At 72.0% G+C, this 26,514-nt stretch carries 25 protein-coding genes; 21 read left to right on the forward strand and 4 right to left on the reverse strand.

What is annotated here, in order from left to right; all coding sequences use genetic code 11:
* Positions 1–48: 48 nt before the first annotated feature.
* Positions 49–513, reverse strand: coding sequence for a YbaK/EbsC family protein (locus Aph01nite_RS07000; RefSeq protein WP_204040004.1), 465 nt, complete (start codon positions 511–513; stop codon positions 49–51).
* A gap of 141 nt (positions 514–654) precedes the next feature.
* Here Aph01nite_RS07000 and Aph01nite_RS07005 point away from each other — a divergent pair, with 141 nt between their 5' ends.
* Positions 655–1,488 carry a L,D-transpeptidase family protein gene (locus tag Aph01nite_RS07005; RefSeq protein WP_204039931.1) on the forward strand — a complete coding sequence of 278 codons (834 nt, stop codon included), beginning with the start codon at positions 655–657 and terminating at the stop codon, positions 1,486–1,488.
* Between the two features lie 476 nt (positions 1,489–1,964).
* Complete coding sequence (locus Aph01nite_RS07010; RefSeq protein WP_204039932.1) at positions 1,965–2,399, forward strand: SAV_6107 family HEPN domain-containing protein; 435 nt, start codon at positions 1,965–1,967, stop codon at positions 2,397–2,399.
* A 268-nt stretch (positions 2,400–2,667) separates the two neighbouring features.
* On the opposite strand, the gene Aph01nite_RS07015 is transcribed toward Aph01nite_RS07010, so the two are convergent.
* From Aph01nite_RS07015 to bldD, 3 genes are all read right to left on the reverse strand, one after another.
* A complete protein-coding gene (locus tag Aph01nite_RS07015) occupies positions 2,668–3,900 on the reverse strand; it encodes an arginine deiminase (RefSeq protein WP_204039933.1) in 1,233 nt (410 codons plus the stop codon).
* A gap of 86 nt (positions 3,901–3,986) precedes the next feature.
* Positions 3,987–4,202: a DUF3040 domain-containing protein gene (locus Aph01nite_RS07020; RefSeq protein WP_204039934.1), complete on the reverse strand. Its 216-nt coding sequence runs from the start codon at positions 4,200–4,202 to the stop codon at positions 3,987–3,989.
* Between the two features lie 149 nt (positions 4,203–4,351).
* Positions 4,352–4,846, reverse strand: a complete 495-nt coding sequence (bldD, locus tag Aph01nite_RS07025) for a transcriptional regulator BldD (RefSeq protein ID WP_155352052.1) — start codon at positions 4,844–4,846, stop codon at positions 4,352–4,354.
* A gap of 377 nt (positions 4,847–5,223) precedes the next feature.
* Here bldD and pyrR point away from each other — a divergent pair, with 377 nt between their 5' ends.
* The 19 genes from pyrR to fmt all read left to right on the forward strand — a co-directional run bounded on the left by pyrR (position 5,224) and on the right by fmt (position 26,514).
* The gene (pyrR, locus tag Aph01nite_RS07030; RefSeq protein ID WP_204039935.1) at positions 5,224–5,817 is read left to right on the forward strand and encodes a bifunctional pyr operon transcriptional regulator/uracil phosphoribosyltransferase PyrR; all 594 of its coding nucleotides are present in this window, start codon (positions 5,224–5,226) and stop codon (positions 5,815–5,817) included.
* Positions 5,814–6,740 carry an aspartate carbamoyltransferase catalytic subunit gene (locus Aph01nite_RS07035; RefSeq protein WP_204039936.1) on the forward strand — a complete coding sequence of 309 codons (927 nt, stop codon included), beginning with the start codon at positions 5,814–5,816 and terminating at the stop codon, positions 6,738–6,740. The genes pyrR and Aph01nite_RS07035 overlap by 4 nt, the downstream gene beginning before the upstream one ends.
* Positions 6,737–8,023 carry a dihydroorotase gene (locus Aph01nite_RS07040; protein WP_204039937.1) on the forward strand — a complete coding sequence of 429 codons (1,287 nt, stop codon included), beginning with the start codon at positions 6,737–6,739 and terminating at the stop codon, positions 8,021–8,023. The genes Aph01nite_RS07035 and Aph01nite_RS07040 overlap by 4 nt, the downstream gene beginning before the upstream one ends.
* Positions 8,020–9,123 carry a glutamine-hydrolyzing carbamoyl-phosphate synthase small subunit gene (gene carA, locus Aph01nite_RS07045; protein ID WP_204039938.1) on the forward strand — a complete coding sequence of 368 codons (1,104 nt, stop codon included), beginning with the start codon at positions 8,020–8,022 and terminating at the stop codon, positions 9,121–9,123. The genes Aph01nite_RS07040 and carA overlap by 4 nt, the downstream gene beginning before the upstream one ends.
* A complete protein-coding gene (gene carB, locus Aph01nite_RS07050; protein ID WP_204039939.1) occupies positions 9,116–12,394 on the forward strand; it encodes a carbamoyl-phosphate synthase large subunit in 3,279 nt (1,092 codons plus the stop codon). The genes carA and carB overlap by 8 nt, the downstream gene beginning before the upstream one ends.
* 16 nt (positions 12,395–12,410) lie before the next feature.
* Complete coding sequence (locus Aph01nite_RS07055) at positions 12,411–13,295, forward strand: dihydroorotate dehydrogenase electron transfer subunit (protein ID WP_239161449.1); 885 nt, start codon at positions 12,411–12,413, stop codon at positions 13,293–13,295.
* Positions 13,285–14,244 carry a dihydroorotate dehydrogenase gene (locus Aph01nite_RS07060; protein WP_204039940.1) on the forward strand — a complete coding sequence of 320 codons (960 nt, stop codon included), beginning with the start codon at positions 13,285–13,287 and terminating at the stop codon, positions 14,242–14,244. The genes Aph01nite_RS07055 and Aph01nite_RS07060 overlap by 11 nt, the downstream gene beginning before the upstream one ends.
* Entirely contained in the window at positions 14,241–14,945 is a 705-nt protein-coding gene (gene pyrF / locus Aph01nite_RS07065; protein ID WP_204039941.1) for an orotidine-5'-phosphate decarboxylase, read from the forward strand. Before Aph01nite_RS07060 ends, pyrF begins: the two co-directional genes overlap by 4 nt.
* A gap of 197 nt (positions 14,946–15,142) precedes the next feature.
* Positions 15,143–15,466: an integration host factor, actinobacterial type gene (gene mihF, locus Aph01nite_RS07070; RefSeq protein WP_155335391.1), complete on the forward strand. Its 324-nt coding sequence runs from the start codon at positions 15,143–15,145 to the stop codon at positions 15,464–15,466.
* Positions 15,467–15,620: 154 nt separating this feature from the next.
* Entirely contained in the window at positions 15,621–16,181 is a 561-nt protein-coding gene (gene gmk, locus Aph01nite_RS07075; protein WP_204039942.1) for a guanylate kinase, read from the forward strand.
* Between the two features lie 16 nt (positions 16,182–16,197).
* Positions 16,198–16,461: a DNA-directed RNA polymerase subunit omega gene (rpoZ, locus tag Aph01nite_RS07080; RefSeq protein WP_155335393.1), complete on the forward strand. Its 264-nt coding sequence runs from the start codon at positions 16,198–16,200 to the stop codon at positions 16,459–16,461.
* Between the two features lie 258 nt (positions 16,462–16,719).
* Positions 16,720–17,931 (forward strand): bifunctional phosphopantothenoylcysteine decarboxylase/phosphopantothenate--cysteine ligase CoaBC, encoded by a 1,212-nt coding sequence (gene coaBC, locus Aph01nite_RS07085; RefSeq protein ID WP_204039943.1) that lies wholly within the window; start codon positions 16,720–16,722, stop codon positions 17,929–17,931.
* Between the two features lie 158 nt (positions 17,932–18,089).
* Positions 18,090–18,458, forward strand: coding sequence for a hypothetical protein (locus Aph01nite_RS07090; protein ID WP_204039944.1), 369 nt, complete (start codon positions 18,090–18,092; stop codon positions 18,456–18,458).
* Between the two features lie 92 nt (positions 18,459–18,550).
* Positions 18,551–19,741, forward strand: coding sequence for a methionine adenosyltransferase (gene metK / locus Aph01nite_RS07095; RefSeq protein WP_204039945.1), 1,191 nt, complete (start codon positions 18,551–18,553; stop codon positions 19,739–19,741).
* 78 nt (positions 19,742–19,819) lie between these two features.
* Positions 19,820–21,898, forward strand: a complete 2,079-nt coding sequence (locus Aph01nite_RS07100) for a primosomal protein N' (protein WP_204039946.1) — start codon at positions 19,820–19,822, stop codon at positions 21,896–21,898.
* An 85-nt stretch (positions 21,899–21,983) separates the two neighbouring features.
* Positions 21,984–23,672 (forward strand): hypothetical protein, encoded by a 1,689-nt coding sequence (locus tag Aph01nite_RS07105; RefSeq protein ID WP_239161450.1) that lies wholly within the window; start codon positions 21,984–21,986, stop codon positions 23,670–23,672.
* Between the two features lie 23 nt (positions 23,673–23,695).
* Positions 23,696–24,928 carry a hypothetical protein gene (locus Aph01nite_RS07110; RefSeq protein ID WP_204039947.1) on the forward strand — a complete coding sequence of 411 codons (1,233 nt, stop codon included), beginning with the start codon at positions 23,696–23,698 and terminating at the stop codon, positions 24,926–24,928.
* A 62-nt stretch (positions 24,929–24,990) separates the two neighbouring features.
* On the forward strand, positions 24,991–25,539 hold the full coding sequence (gene def / locus Aph01nite_RS07115) for a peptide deformylase (protein WP_204039948.1): 549 nt from the start codon (positions 24,991–24,993) through the stop codon (positions 25,537–25,539).
* A gap of 36 nt (positions 25,540–25,575) precedes the next feature.
* Positions 25,576–26,514, forward strand: coding sequence for a methionyl-tRNA formyltransferase (gene fmt / locus Aph01nite_RS07120; protein WP_204039949.1), 939 nt, complete (start codon positions 25,576–25,578; stop codon positions 26,512–26,514).

Here is a 26,514-nt window from a genome sequence, read left to right on the forward strand (position 1 = left end):
CTGTAGGCGTCTGCCCTTTTTGTGCCCTGTTCCGCCTGGGCATGGCGGCTATTCGACGTCGGCCGGGGTGCCGTCGGTGAGCTTCAGCAGCTCCTCGAACGTGGTCGGGAAGATCGTGTACGGATGACCCGCGGCGGCCCAGACCACCGGATGCCGGGCGAGCCAGGTGTCGACCAGCGTGCGCACCGGCGCCGGGTGGCCGATGGGGGCGACGCCGCCGATGGGCTGACCGGTGTGGGCGCGGACGAACTCCGCGGTGGCCCGGCGCACCCGGCTCGCGCCGACCAGGCCGGCGACCAGGCCGGTGTCCACGCGGTGCGCGCCGCTGGTGAGGACCAGGAGCGGCGCGCCGTCCGCGTCGAAGATCAGGCTGTTGGCGATCGCCCCGACGTCGCAGCCCAGCCGCGCGGCGGCCGCCGCCGCGGTCGGCATCGACTCGTCGAAGACGACGATTTCGCCGGTTACACCCCGTTCGTTCAAGATTGAGGCGACATGAGCGACATTGGGATGCAACTTTTCCGGCACGCGCCAACTCTAACCAGAACAGGAGGGTACGAGATTCGATAACGACCTCATTGCCCCCACAAGGGACCGAGCACACCGTGCGCTAGGTTCCTTGGTCTACGCATGGTGTATTTGAGGGGGTTGATGTAGATGAGGGCTCGACGCCGTCATCTCGCCGCCGCGGCGCTGTTATCGGCGGTGGCCGTGGCGCTGTCCGGTTGCGCTGTGACGGGTGCTGAGCAGGCACGTCCGGCCGCGGCGGGCACCGCGGCGGTGACTGAGGCCGGTTCGGACCTTGGAGCGGTCCGATTGGTGTCGGCCTGGGAGCCGGCGCCGTTCACGGCACCGGGCAAGACGCTCAAACTGGGTGCCAAGGGGGCGGCGGTCAAGGCGCTCCAGACGCGGCTCAAGGAACTCCGGTACCTGCCGGGGAAGATCGACGGCAAGTACGGCGGCGCCACCCAGTCCGCCGTCTGGGCCTTCCAGAAGGTCCAGGGCCTCAAGCCGTCCAGCACGATCGCGGCCAGGACGTGGCGGGCGCTGGAGCAGCCGGCGCAGCCCCGGGTCCTGGTGCCGAACGGCAAGCCGGACCGGGCCGAGGTCAACCTGACCAAGCAGGTCATGGTCCTCTACCGGGGCGGGCAGATCCGCCTGATCACCCACATCTCGTCCGGCAGCGGCATCCCGTACGTCGAGTACGCGGTGTGGAACGGCAAGCGCACGAAGTTCACCGGCGACGCGCGCACGCCCACCGGGAACTACAAGACGACCTGGCGGCGCGACGGCTGGCACAAGTCCTACCTGGGCCAGCTGTACAACCCGATCTTCTTCAACGGCGGCATCGCCTTCCACGGCGCGCTGTCGGTGCCGCTCTACCCGGCCTCCCACGGCTGCGTACGGCTCCCGATGCACGTCGCCGAGATCCTCCCCGGCCAGCTGGGCACGGGCGTTCCCGTGCACGTAAGGGGCAAGTTCGCCCGCTGACCAAAGCCGGGCCAGGCCCTATCGGCCCGGCCATGTTCGGCAAGGCCCAGGCCGTATCGGATTCGATCGGGTCTGTCGGCTGGGCCGCTTGAACGGTCCCGCGCCCTCCCAGGCGTGGGGCCGTTTTCGTGTGCGGAGAGTGCCGGAGAGCGTCATTGATCGAACCCTTGTTCGGCGAATCGCTTGACTTTGACCTTGGTCGAATCTATGTTCGAGGTGTGAGAGTGGGACTCGCGGCCTGCTCTCACTCCCAAGAGGGGCCTGCGCTCCCCGTCGTCGGCGGCGTCGAGCGGGAGCGCGGCCCCGGAACTTGGGCCGGACGGGGAGAGGGGAAGCTCCTCGTCCGGCCACGCAGGCACCGGACCGACAGCACGCGAAGCGGAAGGCGGAACCACAGGCGGAATTGTCGGTGGCGTCTGCGAGTGTGATTCCACCGGCGGAGACCGCCGGAGGCCACCAAGCCCTAGGAGGCTGGCATGACCGGACCGCAGAACGGGCCCGCCGGGCCCAAAGTGTCGCGGACCGTTCTCGCACACCTGACCGACGCCCGCACCTGCCTCGCGGACGCCACCATCGCCACGTCCCCGGCCGAGCGCTACATCAACGCCCACCTCGCGGCCCTGCGCGCGGCCGCGGCGATCCTGGCCGCCCGCCCCCAGCCCATCGACGGCCGCCGCCGGCGGCTGCGCAGCGCCTGGGAGCTCCTGCCCGAGGCCCAGCCCGAACTCTCCCAGTGGGCCGCCTACTTCGCGGTCAGCGCCAAGAAGCGCGCCGCCGCCGAGGCCGGCCTGGTGCACCTGGTCAGCGCCCACGACGCCGACGAACTCATCGCCGAGGCCGAGGGCTTCGTCACCATCATCGAGTCCACCCTGGGCGTCGTCACCCAGCGCACCCTCCCCATGGCCGGTTGAAGAGAACCCCGGCAGGCCGGCTGAACGAATCCCCGCCCCCGCCCGCCCGGTTCCGCTGCGCGAATCGCGCCTCCGGGACAACCCGTCCCGTTCCGCCGTGCGAATGTTGTCTCTGGAGCAACCCGTCCGGTTCCGCTGCGTGAATGGTGTCTTCGCGGCAACCCGCCCGGTTCCGCTGTGCGAATCGCGACTGCGGGACAGCCCGCGCGGTCCCGCTGTGCGCATACCGCCTGGATAGTGTCGCCTGGTTTCCCTTAGATCCTGCCGTTTAGATCCCGCCGCGTTCGAGTGGGCAGCTCATGCAGCGCGGGCCGCCCCGCCCCCGGCCCAGTTCGCTGCCCCGGATGGTGATGACCTCGATGCCGTGGGAGCGCAGGAAGTTGTTGGTCGTGGTGTTGCGCTCGTAGGCGACCACCACCCCCGGCTCCACGGCCAGCACGTTGCAGCCGTCGTCCCACTGCTCCCGCTCCGCCGCGTGCACGTCCTGGACCGCGGTGAGCACCGTGATGTCGTCCACGTCCAGCGCCCGCGCGATGGCCCGGTGCATGTCCTCGGCCGGATGGTCGGTGACCTTCAGCTCCTTGTCGGTGTCCCCGGGCTCGATCGTGTACGACGGCAGCATGCCCAGCCCGGCGTACTTGGTGAACACCCCCACGTCCACGTTGGTCATCACCGTGTCCAGGTGCATGAACGCCCGCGTCTTCGGCAGGCTCAGCGCGACGATGCGCTGGGCCGAGCCGGCCCGGAAGAGCTTCTGGGCGAGCATCTCGACGGCCTGCGGCTGGGTGCGCTCGCTCATCCCGACCAGCACCGCGCCCCGCCCGATGACCAGCACGTCGCCGCCCTCGATGGTGGCGGGGGCCATCGGGGTGCCCTCGTTCCAGAGGTGGAAGTCGATGCCGTACCCGCCCGCGAACTTGGGGTGGTACTTGTAGATCGCCTCCATGTTGACGGTCTCGCGGCGGCGGGCCTTCTTGCGCATCGCGTTGATGGAGACGCCGTCGTAGACCCAGCACGAGGTGTCCCGGGTGAACAGGTGGTTGGGCAGCGGCGGCAGCACGAAGTCGTCCGGGCCGAGCGTGTGGAAGGCAAGGGACTTGGGGTCGCAGCCCAGCTCCATGATCTCGCGTTTGGTGATCCCGCCGGTCAGGTACGGCGCGAGCTCGGCGGAGTCCAGCGCGTCGAGGGCGTTGCGCACGGCGTCGGTGGCCAGCGGCCCGAACCAGCGCTCGTCGATGCTGCGGTCCAGGATGTGCTTCCTGGCCTCGGGCAGTTCGACCGTCTCCCGGAGCAGATCGATCAGCATGGTCACCTTGATGCCGCGGTCCCGCAGCACCTGCTGGAACTCCTGGTGCTCCTCCATGGCCCGGTGCACCCAGAGCACGTCGTCGAAGAGCAGGTCCCCCATGTTGGTGGGGGTCAGCCGCTTGAGCGCGAGGTCCGGCATGTGCAGCAGCACCTGCCGCAGCGGCCCCACTTCGGAATCGACGTGGAAAGCCATGATCCCCCCGTGCTCGGCGCGTGCGACAAACGGTGACGTGCCCGGCACCTGGGGTGGTGAACCGCAGTTTTAAAAGGTGATTTTTTCTACTTTGGGGTGCTGATGGCGTAGAGGAACGCGCAGCCGGCGAGCAGCACGGCGAGGGTGATCAGGGGCCAGGCCTGCGGCCGGGACGGCAGCATCTCGGCGTGGACGGCGCCGGTGCCGTGCGCGGACAGGCGGTCGGCGAGCGCCGGGTCCTCGGCGCGCGTCCGGCGCGCGATGTCGTCGAGCGTGCGGCGTTCACGCGTGGATAGGCCCATTGTCTACTTCCTCCCGCTAAATCTCCTGGAAGGAAGTTTTATCGCCCTTTGCCCTGTTTTTCCAAGGTGGCGCGGGTAGATCTTCGCGCTCCCCCTCAGGCGGGAGGGGGAGCCGCGATCATGCCGGATTCAGCGAAGGGCCAAGAGAATCAGAAGGATTCGACCGCCCGGCGGGCCTCAGCGTCCAGCACACCCCAGCTGATGAACTCCTCCGTCAGCTCGGACGGCGACTTGTCGTAGATCACGGCAAGCGAGCGCAGGTCCTCCTGGCGGATGCTCAGCACCTTGCCGTTGTAGTCGCCGCGCTGCGACTGGATGGTCGCGGCGTAGCGGGCCAGCGGACCGGCCTTGTCCTTCGGCAACTGGGAGAGCCGCTCCAGGTCGATGACCAGCTTGGGTGTCGGCAGCAGCGGAGAGGGCGCGGCCCCGCCCGGCAACAGTTCCGAGACGGGCACCCCGTAGAAGTCCGCCAGCTCGGCCAGCTTCTGCACCGTGACCGCACGATCCCCACGCTCGTACGACCCGACGACGACGGCCTTCCACCGGCCCCGGGACTTCTCTTCGACCCCATGCAAGGACAGTCCCTGTTGGGTGCGGATGGCGCGCAGGCGCGCGCCAAGGGACTTCGCGTAGTCAGACGGCATCGTATGGCCCCCGGCTTTCTATGTCTGTTCTTAGGTTGATTGTGCGTCCTTGTACCGAATGCACTAACCACCGGGGCTGTACCTGGGGGCAGGCACCTTCGGTGACCACTGCGTCGGGTTTTACCCAGGAAGGTCGCGAGTTGTGGTTACGGACAGTGACGGTAAAGCCGTGACAGGCAAAGGTCAAGTCGATTGGGAAAAGATGGCCAAACAGTGCTCTCCCCGACAACCGAGCCATCCTCTGGTTTCGGGCGGGGCCGGTTCGATGCCTGCTGGGAGGTATCGTCCCTGGCCAACGGCGGGGGCCTGGTAGTGTTCTATGGCCTGACACCCTTTTAAGACCCGTCCCGTGAGGCGGGAAAGGCGGTGATTTTTTCATGTCCGATGCCCAAAATCCCCCTGTTTCCGGCGGGGATCCGGCTCAGCGGAACCACTCCCGCGCGGTCCTGGAAGCCCCCGACATCCACCGGGCCCTGACCCGCATCGCGCACGAGATCCTGGAGCGCACCAAGGGCGCGGAAAGCGTCGTCCTGCTCGGCATCCCCACCCGAGGCGCCACCCTGGCCCGCCGCATCGCCGAGCGCGTCGCCCAGTTCGAGGGCCGCAAGGTGCCCGTCGGGGCCGTGGACATCACGATGTACCGCGACGACCTCCGGCTCAAGCCCGCCCGGCCGCTCGGCCACACCGACCTGCCGCCCGGCGGCATCGACGACAAGATCGTGGTCCTGGTGGACGACGTGCTCTTCTCCGGCCGTACGGTGCGGGCCGCCCTGGACGCGCTGAACGACCTGGGCCGCCCCCGCGCGGTGCAGCTGGCCACCCTGGTCGACCGGGGCCACCGGGAGCTGCCCATCAGGGCCGACTACGTCGGCAAGAACCTGCCCACCGCGAAGAGCGAGAAGGTCAGGGTCTACCTGGAGGAGACCGACGGCAGGGACGCCGTGCTGCTGGTCAAGGAGGTGGCGCGGTGAAGCACCTCATCTCGGCGGGCGACCTCGGCCGCGACGACGCCCTGCTCATCCTGGACACCGCGGAGGAGCTGGCCCGGGTCTCCGAGCGCTCCATCAAGAAGCTGCCGACGCTGCGCGGCCGCACCGTGGTCAACCTCTTCTTCGAGGACTCCACCCGCACCCGCATCTCCTTCGAGGCGGCGGCCAAGCGGCTCTCCGCCGACGTCATCAACTTCTCCGCGAAGGGGTCCAGCGTCTCCAAGGGCGAGTCGCTCAAGGACACCGCGCTCACCCTGGAGGCCATGGGCGCCGACGCCGTGGTGATCCGGCACAGCGCCTCCGGCGCCCCGCACCGGCTGGCCACCTGGGTCCGCGGCAGCGTGGTCAACGCCGGGGACGGCACCCACGAGCACCCCACCCAGGCGTTGCTGGACGCCTTCAGCATGCGCCGCAGGATGGGCCGCCTGGAGGGCCTCAAGGTGGCCGTGGTCGGCGACGTCCTGCACAGCAGGGTGGCCAGGTCCAACGTGCTCCTGCTGTCCACCCTCGGCGCCGAGGTGACCCTGGTCGCCCCGCCCACCCTCCTCCCCGTGGCCGTGGAGAACTGGCCCTGCCAGGTCTCGTACGACCTGGACGCGGTGCTCCCCAAGTCGGACGTGGTGATGATGCTCCGCGTCCAGCTGGAGCGCCAGAACGCGGCGTTCTTCCCGTCCGCCCGCGAGTACAGCCGCCGGTACGGCCTGGACCGGCAGCGTTTCGCCAAGCTGCACGACGACGCCATCGTCATGCACCCGGGCCCGATGAACCGCGGGATGGAGATCTCCGCCGAGGTCGCCGACTCGCCGCGCTCGACCATCGTGGAGCAGGTCGGCAACGGCGTGACCGTCCGGATGGCCGTGCTGTACCTGCTGCTCGGCGGCGCGATCGGGGGAGAGGTCAAATGATCATCAGGAACGCCCGCATCCTCGGCGGGGACCCCGTCGACCTCAGGATCGACAACGGCCTGATCGCCGAGATCGGCCCGGGGCTCGGCGGCGAGACCGTGTTCGACGCCGACGGGCTGCTCGCCCTGCCCGGCCTGGTGGACCTCCACACCCACCTGCGCGAGCCCGGCCGGGAGGACGCCGAGACCGTCGAGACCGGCACCCAGGCCGCCGCCCGGGGCGGCTACACCGCCGTGCACGCGATGGCCAACACCTCACCGGTGGCCGACACCGCCGGCGTGGTCGAGCAGGTCTGGCGGCTCGGCCAGGAGTACGGCCACTGCGACGTGCAGCCGGTCGGCGCGGTCACCAGCGGCCTGGAGGGCAGGCAGCTGGCCGAGCTGGGCGCGATGGCCGACTCCGCGGCCCGGGTCCGGGTCTTCTCCGACGACGGCAAGTGCGTCTCCGACGCGGTGCTGATGCGCCGGGCGCTGGAGTACGTGAAGGCGTTCGACGGCGTCGTCGCCCAGCACGCCCAGGAGCCCCGCCTCACCGAGGGCGCCCAGCTGAACGAGGGCGAGGTCTCCGGGCGGCTCGGCCTGGCCGGCTGGCCCGCCGTGGCGGAGGAGGCGATCATCGCGCGGGACTGCCTGCTGGCCGCGCACGTCGGCTCCCGGCTGCACGTCTGCCACGTCTCCACGGCCGGCTCCGTGGAGATCATCCGCTGGGCCAAGTCCAAGGGCTGGGACGTCACCGCCGAGGTCACCCCGCACCACCTGCTGCTCACCGACGCGTGCGCGGAGAGCTCGCCGGTCGGGCCGTACAACCCGATCTACAAGGTGAACCCGCCGCTGCGCACCGCGGAGGACGTGCGGGCGCTGCGCGAGGCCCTGGCCGACGGCACGATCGACTGCGTCGCCACCGACCACGCGCCCCACCCGGTCGAGGACAAGGAGACCGAGTGGGCGGCCGCCGCGATGGGCATGATCGGCCTGGAGACGGCGCTGAGCGCGGTGCAGGAGGCCATGGTGGAGACCGGCCTGCTCGACTGGGCGGCGGTGGCGGACCGGATGTCCTGCCGGCCCGCGCGGATCGGCCGGCTGTCCGGGCACGGGCAGCCGCTGCGGGTCGGCTCGGCCGCCAACGTCACGCTCTACGACCCGTCCGTCCGCGCCCCGGTGGACCCCGGCGCGATGGTCTCCAAGAGCAGAAACACCCCGTACGAGGGGATGACCCTGCCCGGCCGGGTGGTGGCGACCTTCCTGCGGGGCAGGCCGACCGTTCTGGAAGGAAAAGTCGTATGAGTGCGCTCCTGGTCCTCGAAGACGGCCGCGTCTTCGAGGGCGTCCCCTACGGAGCCGTGGGCGAGACGTTCGGCGAGATGGTCTTCAACACCGGCATGACCGGCTACCAGGAGACCCTCACCGACCCCTCCTACCACCGGCAGATCGTGGCGATGACCGCGCCGCACATCGGCAACACCGGCGTCAACGAGGAGGACCCCGAGTCCGGCCGCGTCTGGGTGGCCGGCTACGTGGTCCGCGAGCCCGCCCGGGTCACCAGCAACTGGCGCGCCACCAAGTCCCTGGACGAGTACCTGCGGGAGCAGGGCGTGGTCGGGATCGCCGTGCGCGGCACCCGCGCGCTCACCCGCCATCTGCGCGAACGCGGCGCGATGCGGGCCGGGGTGTTCTCCGGCGCGGCGCTCGCCCCCGTCGCGGAACTGGTCGATCGGGTCCGGCGCTCACCGGGCATGCTCGGCGCCGACCTGGCCGCCGAGGTCTCCACCAGGGAGCCCTACGTCGTCCCCGCGGTCGGCGAGCGGCGCTTCACCGTCGCCGCCGTGGACCTGGGCATCAAGGCGATGACCCCGCAGCGGCTGGCCCAGCGCGGCTGCGAGGTGCGGGTGCTGCCCGCCACCGTGACCGCCGCCGAGATCCTCGCCCTCGACCCCGACGGCGTGTTCTTCTCCAACGGCCCCGGCGACCCGGCCACCGCCGACGGCGCGGTGGCCGCGCTGCGCGGCGTGCTCGACGCGGGCAAGCCGTTCTTCGGCATCTGCTTCGGCAACCAGATCCTCGGGCGGGCGCTCGGGCTCGGCACGTACAAGCTCAGGTACGGCCACCGCGGCGTCAACCAGCCCGTCCAGGACCGCCGCACCGGCAAGGTGGAGATCTCCGCCCACAACCACGGCTTCGCCGTACGGGCGCCGCTGGACGGGCCCTTCGACACGCCGTACGGGCGGGCCGAGGTGAGCCACGTGAACCTCAACGACGGCTGCGTGGAGGGCCTGCGGCTGCTCGACCGGCCGGCGTTCAGCGTGCAGTACCACCCCGAGGCGGCCGCGGGTCCCCACGACGCCGCCTATCTCTTCGACGAGTTCTGTGAGGTCATGGGTGCCTAAGCGGACGGATATCGAGTCGATCATGGTGATCGGCTCCGGGCCGATCGTGATCGGGCAGGCCTGCGAGTTCGACTACTCCGGCACCCAGGCCTGCCGGGTGCTGCGGGCGGAGGGCTTCCGGGTCATCCTGGTCAACAGCAACCCGGCGACGATCATGACGGACCCGGAGTTCGCCGACGCCACCTACGTCGAGCCGATCACCCCGGACATCATCGAGCAGATCATCGCCAAGGAGCGCCCCGACGCGCTGCTGCCCACCCTGGGCGGCCAGACCGCGCTCAACGCGGCCGTCGCCCTGCACGAGGCGGGCGTGCTGGCCAAGTACGACGTGGAGCTGATCGGCGCCAACTTCGAGGCCATCCAGGCCGGCGAGAACCGGGAACGGTTCAAGGGCATCGTGGCCAAGGTGGCCGCCGAGCGCGGCCTGAACGCCGAGTCGGCGCGCAGCGTCATCTGCCACAGCATGGACGACTGCCTGGCGGCGGCCGCGACCCTCGGCTACCCGCTGGTCGTGCGGCCCTCCTTCACCATGGGCGGGGTCGGCTCCGGCTTCGCCCACGACGAGGCCGACCTGCGCCGGATCGCGGGCGCGGGCCTGGACGCCTCGCCGACCACCGAGGTGCTCCTGGAGGAGTCCATCCTCGGCTGGAAGGAGTACGAGCTGGAGGTCATGCGGGACCGGCACGACAACGTGGTCATCGTCTGCTCCATCGAGAACGTGGACCCGATGGGCGTGCACACCGGCGACAGCGTGACCGTCGCCCCGGCCATGACGCTGACCGACCGCGAGTACCAGAACATGCGGGACGTGGCCATCGCGGTCATCCGCGAGGTCGGCGTGGACACCGGCGGCTGCAACATCCAGTTCGCGGTGGACCCGGTCACCGGGCGCATGATCGTCATCGAGATGAACCCCCGCGTGTCACGCTCCAGCGCGCTGGCCTCCAAGGCCACCGGCTTCCCGATCGCCAAGATCGCCGCCAAGCTGGCCATCGGCTACACCCTCGACGAGGTGCCCAACGACATCACCAAGGAGACCCCGGCCTCCTTCGAGCCCTCGCTGGACTACGTCGTCGTCAAGGTGCCCAGGTTCGCCTTCGAGAAGTTCGCCGGCGCCGACCAGACGCTGACCACGCACATGAAGTCGGTCGGCGAGGCCATGGCCATCGGCAGATCGTTCCCGGAAGCCCTCCAGAAGGCGCTGAGATCGCTGGAGAAGAAGGCGTCCTCCTTCAGCTGGTCGGGGGAGCCGGGCGACAAGCGGGAGCTCCTGGCGGCCTGCCGGACCCCGCACGACGGGCGGCTGCGCACCATGCAGCAGGCCATCCGGGCCGGCGCGGGCATCGAGGAGCTGTTCGAGGCCACCAAGATCGACCCCTGGTTCCTGGACCAGCTGATGCTGCTGCACGAGGTCGCCACCGGGATCGCCGATCTCGACGAGCCCACCCTGCTGCGGGCCAAGCGCCACGGGTTCAGCGACGCGCAGATCGCCGAGATCCTCGGCATCGACGAGATCCGGGTGCGCGACCTGCGGCACGCGCTCGGGCTGCGGCCGGTCTACAACACGGTGGACACCTGCGCGGCCGAGTTCGAGGCGCGCACGCCGTACCTCTACTCGACCTACGACGAGGAGAGCGAGGTCCCGGAGGGGGACCGGCCCAAGGTGATCATCCTGGGCAGCGGGCCGAACCGGATCGGGCAGGGCATCGAGTTCGACTACGCGTGCGTGCACGCCTCCTTCGAGCTCAGCCGGGCCGGCTTCGAGACCGTCATGGTCAACTGCAACCCGGAGACGGTCTCCACCGACTACGACACCTCCGACCGGCTCTACTTCGAGCCGCTCACCCTGGAGGACGTGCTGGAGGTCGTCCATGCCGAGCAGCGCACCGGGCCGGTGGCCGGGGTGATCGTGCAGCTCGGCGGGCAGACGCCGCTCGGGCTCGCCCAGGCGCTCAAGGACGCGGGCGTGCCCGTCGTGGGCACCTCGCCCGAGTCCATCCACCTGGCCGAGGAGCGCGGCGCGTTCGGGCGGGTGCTGGCCGAGGCCGGGCTGCCCGCGCCCCGGCACGGCACCGCGCTCACCGTCGGGCAGGCCCGGGACATCGCCGGCGAGATCGGCTACCCGGTGCTGGTCCGGCCGTCGTACGTGCTGGGCGGGGCCGGCATGGCCATCGTGTACGAGGACGAGACCCTGGCCTCCTACATGTCCAAGGCCGCGAGCGACCACCCGGTGCTGATCGACAAGTTCCTGGACGACGCCATCGAGATCGACGTGGACGCGCTCTACGACGGCGCCGAGCTCTACCTCGGCGGCGTCATGGAGCACATCGAGGAGGCCGGCATCCACTCCGGCGACTCGGCCTGCGCGCTGCCGCCGATCACCCTCGGCGGGCACGACATCAAGCGCATCAGGGCGGCCACCGAGGCCATCGCCCGCGGCGTCGGCGTGCGCGGCCTGCTCAACGTGCAGTACGCGCTGGCCGCCAACGTGCTCTACGTGCTGGAGGCCAACCCGCGCGCCAGCCGTACGGTGCCGTTCGTGTCCAAGGCCACGGCGGTGCCGCTGGCCAAGGCGGCGGCCCGGATCATGATGGGCGCCACCCTGGCCGAGCTGCGCGCCGAGGGCATGCTCCCGGCCGAGGGGGACGGCGGCACGCTGCCGCTGGACGCGCCCATCGCGGTCAAGGAGGCCGTGCTGCCGTTCGACCGGTTCCGGGGCGTGGACATCGTGCTCGGGCCCGAGATGCGCTCCACCGGCGAGGTGATGGGCATCGACGAGTTCTTCGGCACCGCGTACGCGAAGTCCCAGGCCGCCGCGTACGGCGGGCTGCCCACCACCGGGCGGGCCTTCGTGTCCGTGGCGAACAAGGACAAACGCGCCATGATCTTCCCGGTGAAGGCGCTCGCCGACCTCGGTTTCGAGATCCTGGCCACGGAGGGTACGGCGGAGGTGCTGCGCCGTAACGGCGTCCATGCCAAGATCGTGCGAAAGCAGAGCGAAGGCGCGGGCCCCGGAGGTGAGCCGACGATCGTGCGGCGCATCCTGGACGGCGAGGTGGATCTCATCGTCAACACCCCGTTCGGCAGCCCCGGCCAGTCCGGGCCGCGGCTGGACGGCTACGAGATCCGCACCGCCGCCGTGCTGCGCGGCATCGCCTGCATCACCACGGTGCAGGGGCTGGCGGCCGCCGTACAGGGCATCCAGCACATCCTGAGGGGAGACGTGGGCGTACGGTCGCTGCAAGAGCACGCGCGGCGGCTGCGAGGCTGATCCGAGGAGTTAACGAGTGGCCGGGACGCCGGTGCAGGTGACGGGGACGGTGCTGACGACGCGCCGGGTCGACGCGTACCACGCGCTGACCGTGGTCGCGCCGGGCATCGCCGACCGGTTCCGCCCCGGCCACTTCGTCACCGTGGCCGTCGGCGGCCCGCACACCTCCATGCTGACCCGGCGGGCCTTCGCCGTCCACGACGTCAAGTCCGACTACGGCGGCACGGTGGAGTTCGTCTTCGCCGTGCGCGGCCCCGGCACGGCCTGGCTGGCCGACCGCAAGGCGCGCGACGCGCTCGACATGGTCGGCCCGCTCGGCCGCCCCTTCCCGCTCCCGCGCGACCCCGCCACCTGCCTCCTGGTCGGCGGCGAGTACGGCTCCGCCCCGCTGTTCGCCCTGGCCGACGCGCTGCACCAGCGCAACTGCCGGGTCGACTTCGTGCTCGGCGCGGCCAGCTCCGACCGGGTGTTCGGCGCGCTCCGGGCCCGCCGCATGGGCGAGACCACCACGCTGACCACCCAGGACGGCTCGCTCGGCATGCGCGGCTCGGTCGTGGACGTGCTGCCCGAGGTGATCGCCGACACGCGGGCCGACGTGGTCTACGCGTGCGGGCCGATGCCGATGCTGCGCGGGGTGACCGCGGTCTGCGTGCAGTTCGACATCCCCGTGCAGGTGTCGGTCGAGGAGGCCATGGCCTGCGGGACCGGCGTCTGCATGACCTGCGTGGTGCCGGTGATCGGCGACGACGGCGCGACCAGGATGGTCAGGGTCTGCGTCGAGGGGCCGGTGTTCCGGGGCGAGCGGGTGCGCTTCGACGACGTGGGCACGATCCCGTTCGACGCGCTGGGCGCGCCGGGGGGAGATCGGGGCGGCGATCGGGGCGGCGATCGTGGCCGTTGACATGCGCGCGTACCTGGCGCACGTCGAGCTGCCCAACCCCATCCTGGCGGCGGCCGGCTGCGCCGGGACCGGGCGGGAGCTGGCGCCGTTCGCCGACGTGACCCGCCTCGGCGCGCTCACCACCCGCTCCATCACGATGGCCCCCCGGGCGGGCCGCCCGACCCCCAGGATGGCCGAGACGCCCTCCGGCATGCTCAACGCCGTCGGGCTCCAGGGACCCGGCGTGGACGCGTTCCTGGCCCGCGAACTGCCCTGGCTGGCCGAGCGCGGCACCCGCACGGTGGTCTCCATCGGCGGCGGCAGCGTGGCCGAGTACACGGCGCTGGCCCGGCGGCTGGCCGACGCGCCCGGGGTCACCGCCGTCGAGATCAACCTGTCCTGCCCCAACGTGGAGGACCGCGGCCGGGTCTTCGCCCGCGACGCCGCCACCGCCGCCGAGGTCGTCGCCTCGGTGCGCGCCGCGATGCGCTACGACGTGCCCGTGGTGGCCAAGCTCGCCCCCGACGTGGCCGACGTGGTCGCCATCGCCCGCGCCTGCGTGGACAGCGGCGCCGACGCGCTCTCCATGATCAACACGCCGATCGGGATGAGCATCGACGTGGACAGCATGCGCCCGGCCCTCGCCGCCGGCGCGGGCGGCCTCTCCGGGCCCGCCATCCGGCCGCTGGCGGTCCGCTGCGTCTGGCAGGTGCACGCGGCCCTGCCCGGGGTGCCGCTGATCGGCATGGGCGGCGTCACGTCCGGCCGGGACGCCCTTGAGCTCGTCCTGGCGGGCGCCTGCGCGGTCGCCGTGGGCACCACCCTGTTCCATGACCCGTACGCCTGCCCGCGCATCCTGCGGGAGCTGGAGGAGCTCCTGCACGAGCGCGGCTTCGACCGGCTGGCCGACGCCGTCGGCCTGGCCCACCGCCCCGCCCATAGAAACGATCTTGAGGAGAGCTCGCTGTGACGCCCGCACCCATCGCCGTCGCCCTGGACGCACCCAACCTGGAGACGGCGGCCCGCTGGGCGAGCCTGGTCACCCCGCACGTCTCGACCGTCAAGGTCGGCCTCGAGCTCTACCTGCGCTACGGCCCCGACGTGCTCGCCACGGTTCGCGGAGCCAGCGGCGTCCGGATCTTCCTGGACCTCAAGCTGCACGACATCCCGAACACCGTGGCCGGCGCCGCCCGCGCGGTGGCCCGGCTCAAGCCCGCCATCCTGACCGTGCACGCCACCGGCGGTCCCGACATGATCAAGGCCGCGGTGGAGTCCGCGCCGCAGACCCAGATCGCCGCCGTCACGCTGCTCACCTCGCTGTCGGAGGCCGACCTGGCCGCGGTCGGCATCCAGGGCCCGGCCGGGGACGCGGTGCGGCGGCTGGCCGCGCTGGCCGTCGGCGCGGGCGCCCAGGCCCTCGTCTGCTCGCCCCGCGAGGTCGCCGCGGTGCGCGCCGAGGTCGGTCCCGGCGTGACGTTGATCACCCCGGGCGTACGGCCGGCCGGAGCCGACACCCAGGACCAGGCAAGGGTAGCGACTCCGGAGGCCGCCATCGCCGACGGGGCCGATCTTCTCGTCATCGGGCGCCCGATCACCGGCTCGCCGGACCCCGGCGCGGCGGCCGCCGGCATCGCCGCCGCACTGCGCAGGACGGCGCTTTCCCGGCCCTGACGGCTTCTCCGGGCCGGTCCGGCTTCCGTGGCTGATAGGGCCGTTTTCGTAGACGTTCCGTTAGATCGCGATTACCCAGAGTAGTTTATTTGACTTTGTGAGGACAGAAATAGGTCTTGACGTTGCCTGATGGGGCAAAGACCAGCTACTTTCCCATCCCGTCCGAGTACATCGACAGAAATTCGAGGTGACCCGGCGTGGCTCTTCCTCCCCTGACCCCCGAGCAGCGCGCCGCAGCACTTGAGAAGGCTGCCAAGGCCCGCAAGGAGCGTGCTGAGGTCAAGAACCGGCTCAAGCATGGCGCGGTTTCTCTGGCCGAGGTGCTGAAGGATGGGCAGACCGACGACGTCATCGGCAAGATGAAGGTCTCGGCTCTGCTGGAGTCGCTCCCTGGCGTGGGCAAGGTCCGCGCCAAGCAGCTGATGGAACGTCTTGGTATCGCCGAATCCCGCCGCGTGCGGGGCCTCGGCGCCAACCAGCGCGCCTCCCTGGAGCGCGAGTTCGGCGGCGCCGAAGGCTAGGCGTACGCTGTCGGTCATCCTGCGGGCATGATCCTCAGGGTGACCGAACTTGCGACACGGGGGGCATTGAGTGACCGGCTCGTCCTGGCCTGAAGGCAGTCAGGCCCACAAGGCCGCCACATCCGGCGGGTCCGGGACACGTTACGGTGACTCCATGCCTCAAACCCGCCTGACGGTCCTGTCGGGACCGTCCGGTGTGGGCAAGTCCACGGTCGTCGCCGAGCTCCGGCGGGCACACCCCGAGGTGTGGCTGTCGGTCTCGGTGACCACCAGGAAGCCCCGCCCCGGCGAGACCCACGGCGTCGAGTACTTCTTCGCCGACGACGCCGAGTTCGACCGCCTGATCGAGTCGGGCGAACTCCTGGAGTGGGCCGAGTTCGCGGGCAACCGGTACGGCACGCCGCGCGCCGCCGTCCTGGACCGCCTCGCCGCCGGCACCCCCACCCTGCTGGAGATCGACCTCCAGGGCGCCCGCCAGGTCCGGGCCAGCATGGCCGAGGCCCTGCTCGTCTTCCTCGCCCCGCCCTCCTGGGAGGAACTCGAACGCCGCCTGCGCGGCCGGGGCACCGAACCCCCGGACGTCATCGCCCGCCGCCTCGAGGCCGGGCTGATCGAGATGGCCGCCGAGAAGGAGTTCGACCTCACCCTGGTCAACACATCGGTCCAGGACGTGTGCCAGGCACTGATAGCCTTGATGGCTGAAGCTGACAACTAGCCAGGGGAATCACGACGTGACCACCAGCGCGGCCTACTCCGAAGGCATCACCAACCCGTCCATCGACGCGCTCCTCGACGTGGTCGACAGCAAGTACAGCCTCGTCATCATGGGCGCCAAGCGGGCCCGCCAGATCAACGCGTACTACTCCCAGCTGGGCGAGGGCCTGCTGGAGTACGTCGGGCCGCTCGTCGAGACCCACGCCCAGGAGAAGCCCCTCTCCATCGCCCTCCGCGAGGTCAGCGAGGGCCTGCTCACCTCCGAGCCGATCGAGGGCTGACCAAGGGCGATCCACGGCCGATCGAGGGCCGATCGAGGGCCGGACGCGCCTCTCCCGATGTCGCTGTCGCGCACGCGGGGGAGGCTTTCGTCATGCCTGGGCCGATCCCGCGCCGCTCCGGTGCCGGCCGGCTCCGGGACCGTGGTGGCGTCTCCGCGTCATGAGGTCCGGTCGTCCGGCCGGGGACGGGATTGCCGGGGTGAGTGAGTCGTGTGAGAGCGTTCGGTCTATGACGAAGTCTCTCGGCGGGCGGGCGGAATGAAACCGCGGGTTGTTCTCGGGGTCGGCGGGGGGATCGCCGCGTACAAGGCGTGCGAGCTGTTGCGGCTGTTCACCGAGTCGGGCCACGACGTCCGGGTGGTGCCGACCCGGGAGGCGCTGAAGTTCGTGGGGGAGCCGACCTGGGCAGCGCTGTCCGGGAAGCCGGTGAGCGCCGAGGTCTGGGACGCGGTCGAAGAGGTCCCGCACGTCCGCATCGGGAAGCAGGCCGATCTCGTGGTCGTGGCGCCCGCCACGGCGGACCTCCTCGCCAGGGCCGCGCACGGCCTGGCCAACGACCTGCTGACGAACACCCTGCTGACGGCCCGCTGCCCGGTGGTGTTCGCGCCGGCCATGCACACCGAGATGTGGGAGCACCCGGCCACCCAGGCCAACGTGGCCACCCTGCGGGAACGCGGGACGATCGTGATCGAGCCCGCCGAGGGCCGCCTGACCGGGGCCGACACCGGCAAGGGACGGCTGCCCGACCCCGCCGACATCTTCAGGACCTGCCAGGACGTCCTCCGGGGCGCGAAGGGCGATCTCGCCGGGCGACGGGTGGTGATCTCGGCCGGTGGGACGCGCGAGGCCATCGACCCGGTCCGCTTCATCGGGAACCGCTCGTCCGGCTTGCAGGGGTACGCGCTGGCCCGTACCGCGCTGGCGCGCGGCGCGGAGGTCACGCTGGTGGCCGCCAACGTCGGGCTGCCCGACCCCGCCGGGGCGCGCGTGGTCCGGGTCGAGTCCGCGGTCCAGCTGCGGGACGCGGTGCTGGCGGCGGCCGGGGAGGCGGACGTCGTGGTGATGGCCGCGGCGGTGGCGGACTTCCGCCCGGTCAGCCGGGCCACCACGAAGATCAAGAAGACGTCGGACGACCCCGACCCCATCTATCTCACGAAAAATCCGGACATTCTTGCGGAACTGGGGGAGGTCCGCAGGGAGCGGCGGCAGGACGGCAAGCCGTACGCGGAGGTGCTCGTCGGGTTCGCGGCGGAGACCGACGACGTGCTCGCCAACGGGCGGGCGAAGCTCGCCCGCAAGGGCTGTGACCTGCTGGTCGTCAACCAGGTCGGAGAGAATCTGGCGTTCGGCCGCCCCGACAACGCCGCGACCGTTCTGATCGCGGACGGTGACCCGGTCGAGATCCCGCGTGGGCCAAAAGAGGATCTGGCGGGCATAGTGTGGGATCTGGTAGCGGCGCGCCTGGTGTAACGGCGGCCTCGCCGGGACAAACAGGGATTAGGCCCCCGGTTCGGACGCACCGGCCGCTCCGGACGGGCCACGTGCACCGCTGGATTCCCCCCGCCGGGTGATTCCAGGCCGACCCCGGGCAAGCGAACCGCAGAGGGCACGCGAAGGAGCAGACGACCATGCCGGTGACCGCAGCGGTCCGAGCGCGCTGCCGGGCTTTGCTGCCGATCGGCGAGGACCTCCGTTACGTCTTCCCGGCCCAGTCGGTGAGCGCCCCGGGCGTGGCCGGATTCATGATCGTCATCACGGACCGGTCCATCACCGTGCTGGCCACCAAGATGTTCGACCGCTCCGAGCCCGCGTCGGTGTGGGCGGTCCACCCGCGCCGTACGCGCCTGGGCCCGGTCGAGTTCTCGGGCGGCCCCACGATCGAGTTCGGCGGCATGGTCTTCGAAGTGGACGAGGAGTACGTCGCGGTCGTCGGCGCGGCCGACGCGGAGGCGTTCGCGCCCGGTGATCTGCCGCGCGACCCCCTCCCCGACTTGTAGATTTGAGTCAGTTTCGCGACGCCAAGCCCGGTAGGGCTACACTCGGCGAAGCCAATTTCAGACGCCAGCAGCCGCTGCATAGGAGCCACGAGTTGTCCCGTCGCCTGTTCACCTCCGAGTCGGTGACCGAGGGTCACCCCGACAAGATCGCCGACCAGATCAGTGACGCGATCCTCGACGCAATGCTCAAGGACGATCCCAAGAGCCGTGTCGCCGTCGAGACGATGATCACCACCGGTCAGGTCCACGTCGCGGGTGAGGTGACGACCGAGACCTATGTCGACATCCCCGGCGTCATCCGCGAGAAGATCCTCGAGATCGGCTACGACGCCTCGCACAAGGGCTTCGACGGCGCCTCCTGCGGCGTCTCGGTGTCCATCGGCGCGCAGTCGCCCGACATCGCCCAGGGCGTCGACGACGCGTACGAGGCGCGCGAGGGCGAGACGGCCGACGAGCTCGACCGTCAGGGCGCGGGCGACCAGGGCCTCATGTTCGGCTACGCCTGCCGCGAGACCCCCGAGCTGATGCCGCTGCCGATCACGCTCGCGCACAAGATGGCCAAGCGCCTGTCCGAGGTCCGCAAGAACGGCACCGTGCCCTACCTGCGCCCCGACGGCAAGACCCAGGTCACCATCGAGTACGACGGGGACCGCCCGGTCCGCCTCGACACGGTCGTGGTCTCCACCCAGCACGCCCCGGAGATCGACCTCAAGGAGATGCTGACCCCGGACATCCGCGAGCACGTGGTCGAGCCGGTCCTGGCCGACCTGGAGCTGGACGTCACGGGCTACCGCCTGCTGGTCAACCCGACCGGCCGGTTCGAGATCGGCGGCCCGATGGGCGACGCCGGCCTCACCGGACGGAAGATCATCGTCGACACCTACGGCGGCATGGCCCGCCACGGCGGCGGCGCCTTCTCCGGCAAGGACCCGTCCAAGGTGGACCGCTCCGCGGCCTACGCGATGCGCTGGGTGGCCAAGAACATCGTCGCCGCCGGCCTGGCCGACCGCGCCGAGGTCCAGGTGGCGTACGCGATCGGCAAGGCTCAGCCGGTCGGCGTCTTCGTGGAGACCTTCGGCACCGAGAAGGCCGCCGTGGACAAGATCCAGGAAGCCGTGCTCCAGGTCTTCGACCTCCGCCCGGCCGCGATCATCCGCGACCTGGACCTGCTCCGCCCGATCTACTCCGAGACCGCCGCGTACGGCCACTTCGGCCGCGAGGGCGTCTCCTGGGAGTCGACCGACCGCGCCGACGCCCTGCGCCAGGCCGCCGGCCTGTCCTGACCGGACATCCGGGATCCATGAGCGGACGGCGTCCCGCGCGAGTTGGGCGCCGTCCCCGTGATCTGGTAGGACGGGGGCGTGACTGAGCCCCGGGGGGCCTCGCAGGAGGCGCTGATCGCGCTGCCCGAGAAGCGCAGGAGTCCCGCGAAGGGCGCCCCCGAACAGGCGGGCGACCGGCCGGTCGCCCGGATCCTGGTGGATTCCCCGCTGCCGCACCTGGACCGCCCGTTCGACTACCTGGTCCCGGCGTCGATGCACGAGGACGCGGTGGCCGGGTGCCGGGTGCGGGTGCGCTTCGCCGGGAAGCTCACCGACGGGTTCCTGCTGGAGCGGGCCGCCGCGAGCGAGCACGAGGGCACGCTGCTCTTCCTGGACCGGGTGGTCTCGCCGGAGCCCGTGCTGACCCCGGAGATCGCCGCCCTCGCCCGCGCGGTCGCCGACCGGTACGCGGGAACCATGTCCGACGTGCTCCGCCTGGCCGTGCCGCCGCGCCACGCCAAGGCCGAGGCGGAACCGCCCGCGGAGCGTGTACCCGGGCTTGAGACGCCCCCGGCGGGGCACGCGTGGGCCGGCTACCCGATCGGCGAATCCTTCCTCACCGCGCTGCGCGAGGGCCGTTCTCCCCGCGCCGTCTGGTGCGCGCTGCCCGGCACCGGCGAGGACGGCCCGTCCTGGCCCGCCGCCGTCGCCGAGGCCGTCCGGGCCGCCCTGGCGGGCGGCAGGGGCGCGCTGGTGGTGCTGCCCGACGGCAAGGACGTGGCGCTGCTCGACCGCGCGCTCACCGGCGTCGAGAGCGCGGGCGTCAGGAAGCGCGGCACCTCCGACGGCACGGCGGGCGAGCATGTGGCGCTCACCGCCGACCTGGGCCCGGCGGAGCGGTACCGGCGCTGGCTCCGGGTGCTGCGCGGCGAGGTCCGCGCGGTGATCGGCACCCGGGCGGTGGCGTTCGCGCCGCTGCGGGACCTGGGCCTGGCCGTGCTCTGGGACGACGGGGACGATCTGCACGCCGAGCGGCTCGCGCCGTACCCGCACGCGAGGGAGATCCTGGCGCTGCGCGCGCACCACGCCGAGGCGGGCCTGCTGATCGGCGGGTACGCGATGACCGCCGAGGCCGCGCAGCTCATCGCGAGCGGCTGGGCCAAACCCCTCATCGCCGGCCGGGACACCGTCCGCGCCCGCGCCCCCCGGGTGCGCCCCGCGGGCGAGGACGCGGAACTCGCCAGGGACGAGGCCGCGCGCGCCGCCCGGCTCCCCAGCCTGGCCTGGCGGGCGCTCAAGCAGGGCCTGGCGCACGGGCCCGTGCTCGTCCAGGTGCCGCGCCGGGGCTACCTCCCGGCGCTCGCCTGCCAGCACTGCCGCGCCGCCGCCCGGTGCGCCGCGGCGACGCCGCCGGGGCCGTGCTCGGGGCCGCTGGCGCTGCGCGGGGGGCACGCGATGCCGTACTGCCGGTGGTGCGGCCGGATCGCGGGGGAGTGGCGCTGCCCGGCCTGCGGCGGCGTCCGGGTCCGGGCCAGCGTGGTCGGCTCCCGCCGTACGGCCGAGGAACTGGGGCGCGCCTTCGCCTCGGTCCGCGTCACCACCTCGGGCCGGGACGGCGTGCAGGCCACGGTCGGCTCCGCCCCCGCCCTGGTGGTGGCCACGCCCGGCGCGGAGCCGGTGCCGGACGGCGGCTACGCGGCGGCCGTGCTGCTGGACGGCTGGGCCCTGCTCGGCCGCCCCGACCTGCGCGCCGCCGAGGAGACCCTGCGCCGCTGGCTGAACGCCGCCGCCCTGGTCCGGCCGGGCGCCGAGGTGGTGGTGCTGGCCGACGGCGGCCTGCCGGTCGTCCAGGCGCTGCTGCGCTGGGACCCGGTCACCCACGCCGAACGCGAGCTGGGCGACCGCGCCGAGCTCGGCTTCCCCCCGGCCACCCGGATGGCCACCCTCACCGGGTCGCCCGCGGCCGTCCGCGAGATGCTCGGCACCCTGGTCCTGCCGGCCCAGGCGGGCGTGCTCGGCCCGGTCCCGGTGGAGGGCGAGCAGGAACGTGCCATGATCCGCGTCCCGCGCGCGGGCGGCGCGGAACTGGCCCGGCTGCTCAAGGGCGCCGAGGGCGTGCGCTCGGCCCGCAAGGCCGACCTGGTGCGGGTGCAGGTGGACCCGCTGGAGCTGATCTGAGGGACCAGCAGGCCCATCGGTCACACGCCGCGCAGGAGGTTCGCGCCGATTCGCGATGCGGTCAGTAACCCGTTAGCGTCTCCCTGTGTCGATCGAATGGGTGAACCGGGCCATCGACGGTCTCCGCGCGTGGGGCAGTGCGAACAGCGTCGACGTCGACGTCGACGAGGTGCGGTTGCTGTGCGACTACGCCAGCGACTACCTGGAGGTCAACGAGCTCGGCGACTTCAGGCCGGGCACGTTCGAGGAACTCCTGCTGGAGATCTACCCGCGCAAGGTGATCGCCCCGCCGGAGACCGCCCCCGAGACCGTGGCCGCCGCCAGGACCCTGGTCGAGTTCCTGGTCGGGACCGGCGAGATCGCCACCAAGGTGGCCGCCCGGATGCGCGCCACCATCGACCGCATCGGCCCCGAGATGCCCGCCGCCCTCGCCGACACCAGCAAGTACGGCATGGCCAAGAGCATCTTCAGCGCCATCGGCGCCGACTCCCTGGAGCTGGGCCACCCGCTCCCGGTGCAGGGCGCCACCGCCGAGACGGTCAGGGACACGGCCACCCTCGACGAGGAGTGCGACTGCCCCGGCTGCGCCCCCCTCCCGGCCGTGCGCCTGGCCCCGGTCGCCGAGGTCGTGGCCGCCGCCCGCGAGGTGCCGCTGCTCCGCGACGCGCACACGGTCACCGCCTGGCTGGCCGACCACGGCGGCACCACCACGGTCCGCAAGGCGCTGCGGGTCAAGGACGCCCGCCGGATCACGCAGGAGCTGGGCGTCGCCAGGCCCGCGCTGGCCTGGCGGCTGGCCCTGGAGCTCGGCCTGGCCGACCTGGCCGGCACCGCCGTCGTCAAGGAGGAGGCCTTCCGGGTCCTGGCCGACCGGGCCCCCGAAGAGGTGCTCGACCTGTGGATCGGCACCGTCGAGTTCCTCGGCGAGGAGGCCCGCGAGGTCACCGGCGAGGCCGCCGTGGACAACTCCATCTACTCCATCCACGACCTGCTCTACCGGGTCCGGGAGCCGGTCCCGCTCGACCAGGTGGCCGACTACCTGCGCGAGGTGGCCGACGGCGGCCTGGTGGAGGACCTGCCGGCCGCGCTGGCCGCCCTGTCCTACGCGGGCACCGTCCGGCTCACCCCCGGCGGCCTGGCCCTCACCGAGCACGGCCAGTGGGGCCTGCGCGAGATGTACGACGAACTCGGCCTGGACGCCCCCGTCGCCGCCGACCTGGCCGCCGGGGACGCCGGCGCGCTGATCGCCGGGCTGCTCCAGGAGGGGCTCGCCGACGAGGCCGCCGAGCGGGACGTGGACCGCTGGCTGGACGCGCGCAGCCCCGCCGACGCGGCCGGGGAGCTGCTGTCCGCCGTCGCCGGCGCGCCCGCCCAGGTGCGCGGCGTCGCGGTGACCATCGTGGACCGGCTCGGCCGGGACGCGGAGTCGTCCGTGCGCGGCCGGCTCGGCGATCCGGAGCTGCGCCCGCACGCCATCCACTGGCTCTCCTCGCGCGGCCTGGAGGCGCCGCCGCTGACCGAGGCCGAGATGTTGTGGGTGACCGTGGACATGCTCGCCCTGGCCATCCCGGCGGCCGAGGCCGACCCGGAGCGCTTCGCCGAGAACATGGGCGCGTCCGGGCCCGCGCCCGAGGTGATCGAGGACCTGTGGCGGGTGGAGCACCCCGATCTGGTCGAGGTGCTGGAGCTGCTCGGGCAGACCCTGCCGGACGAGACGGCCGCGAAAGCGGCGAGGAAGGCCGCCTTCAAGGCACGTTCGCGGGGCATCAGGTAACTCCTGTGGAGTAAGTTGCAGAGATGCCTGGTTCTGGGATCCTCGACAACGACGTGCTCACATTCCCGCCGGTCGAGCTGGCGCTCGACGACGAGCTTGCGGCCATCGTGCTCGCGGTGCCCCTGGTGCGCGACGCGCACCGGCTGGCGGCCTGGACCGGAACCCGCGAGGTGACCGAGGCGTCGATGCTCACCGAGGCCGACGCCGCCGCGGCGGCCGGAGCGCTCGGTCTGACCCCGGCCCGGCTGGGCCTGCTCTGGGTGGTCGCCGTGAACGGCCGCCTGATCGAGATCACCAAGGCGGGCGCGCGGCCCGGCCCCGGCTGCGCCGACCCGATGGAGTTCTGGGACGGCGTCGTCATGGACGTGCTGGACCGCACCGACACCCCCGACGGGCTGACCGGCTCCGCCGTGATCGACGAGCACCTGACCGAGATCCTGGCCACCATGTACTCGGTCCGGGACGGCATGGCCTTCACCGCGCTGGCCTCCGGCATCCTCCAGGCGCACGAGGTCGGTTGCGAGGCCCGCCCGGCCGAGCTGCGCCGGCTGCGCGTGTCCCTGCCGGCCGAACTGGCCGAGGCGATGGACCTGCTCCGCTACTGCGGCCTCATCGAGGTCGTGGGCGACCTGGTCAGGCTCACCCCGCCGGGCGTCTGGGCGGTCCGCCGCGACCTGCTCCGCGAGGGCCACGACGCGCCCTCGCTCAGCGAGGTGGCAGGGCTGGCCGAGCTGAGCGCGGGCGAGCTCGTGGACGCCATGCTGGCGGGCCGCGCCTCCGCCAGCGCGGCCACGCTCTGGCTGGAGCGGCGCGTCCCCGAGGAGGCCGCCCGCGACCTCATCAAGATCGCCGCGTCCGGCAACGCCGCCCAGCGCGGCACGGCGGGGACCATCCTGGAGGAGCTGGGCCCGGAGGCCGCGCCCGCCGTACGGGAGGCCCTGGACGAGCCCATGATGTGGAGGTACGCGGCGGCCTGGCTGGGCGTCCGGGACCTGGAGGCGCCCGCGCTCGGCGGCGGGGACGGCGCCTGGGTGGCCGTGGACACGCTGGCCGCGCTGCTCTACCTGAACACCCGCGTGGACTCGCCCGCCAAGCTGGACATCCTCGGCGAGGACTTACTGAGCCTGGTCCCCGAGATGGGCGCCGCCGACCACCCGGACACGCTGGCCGTGCTGGAGCTGCTCGGCAAGCACCACCCGGACGTGGTGGTGGCCAAGGCGGCCCGCAAGACCGCGATGAAGGCCCGCTCCCGGTGAGGCGGGGGGGCCTCCCGAGGACCCGTAAACTGGGGTGATCCCTAGGTAAGAGGAGCCCGCTGGTGGCCATTCAGCCGATCCGCCTGTTCGGCGACCCCGTCCTGCGCACGCCCGCGGAGCCGGTGGTGGACTTCGACAAGGAGCTGCGCAAGCTCGTCAAGGACCTCACCGACACGATGATGGACGCGCCGGGGGCCGGTCTGGCGGCGCCCCAGATCGGGGTCGGCCTGCGGGTGTTCACCTACCACATCGACGATCAGCTGGGCCACCTGATCAACCCGGACCTGGACCTCTCCGCCGAGCTGGACGAGGAGGGGGAGGAGGGCTGCCTGTCCTTCCCCGGCCTGTCCTTCCCGACCCCGCGCGCCATCCGCGCGGTGGCCAAGGGCTTCAACATGTACGGTGACCCTGTCACGCTCGAGGGCACCGACCTGATGGCGCGCTGCTTCCAGCACGAGACCGACCACCTCAACGGGGTGCTGTTCATCGACCGCATGGACGTCAAGCAGCGCAAGCTGGCCATGAAGGCGATCCGCGAGGCGGAGTGGAGCGGCATGTCGGCGCCGGTCGTCAAGCTGTCGCCGCACGCCACTCAGGGCCGCGCCGTCTAGCCGGGTCCCGGCACCGAAATCTCCGAAAGGACAGACTTGAGGCTGGTCTTCGCGGGCACACCCGAGACCGCGCTGCCGTCGCTCCGCGCCCTGCTGGCGTCCCGGCACGAGATCGCCGCCGTGGTCACCCGGCCGGACGCCGAGGCGGGCCGCGGGCGCAAGGTGCGGCCCAGCCCGGTCGCCGAACTCGCCGCCGAGTCGGGCATCGAGGTGCTCCGGCCGGAGAAGGCGGGCGACCCCGCGTTCCTGGACCGGCTGCGCGAGATCGCCCCGGACTGCTGCCCGGTCGTCGCGTACGGCGCGCTGCTGCCGCAGGAGGCGCTGGACATCCCCGCCCACGGCTGGATCAACCTGCACTTCTCGCTGCTGCCCGCCTGGCGCGGCGCGGCCCCCGTGCAGCACGCCATCCTGCACGGCGACGAGATCACCGGCGCGGCCACCTTCCGCATCGTCAGGGAGCTGGACGCCGGGCCGGTGTTCGGCGTGGTCACCGAGGAGATCCGGCCCGCCGACACCAGCGGCGACCTGCTGGCCCGGCTCGCCGAGTCGGGCGCCGGGCTGCTGGCCGCCACCCTGGACGGCGTCGAGGACGGCACGCTGGAGGCCCGCCCGCAGCCGGGAGACGGCGTCAGCCTGGCCCCCAAGATCACCGTGGAGGCCGCGCGGGTGGACTGGCGGGCCCCCGCCATGCGGGTGGACCGGCTCATCCGGGCCTGCGCGCCCGCCCCCGGCGCGTGGACCGAGTTCCGCGGCGAGCGCATCAAGCTCGGCCCCGTGCGGACCGCGCCGGACGCGGAGAAAGACGCGGAGAAGCTGGGCCCCGGGGAACTCCGGGTGAACAAGAACACCGTCCTCGCCGGCACGGGCGGTCACCCGGTCGAGCTCGGCGAGGTACGGCCACAGGGCAAGCGGCAGATGCCGGCGGGAGACTGGGCGCGCGGCGTCCGCATCACAGAGCAGGATCGGCTGAACTAG

Origin of the sequence: Acrocarpospora phusangensis, from assembly GCF_016862995.1 — a bacterium.
GTDB lineage: Bacteria > Actinomycetota > Actinomycetes > Streptosporangiales > Streptosporangiaceae > Acrocarpospora > Acrocarpospora phusangensis.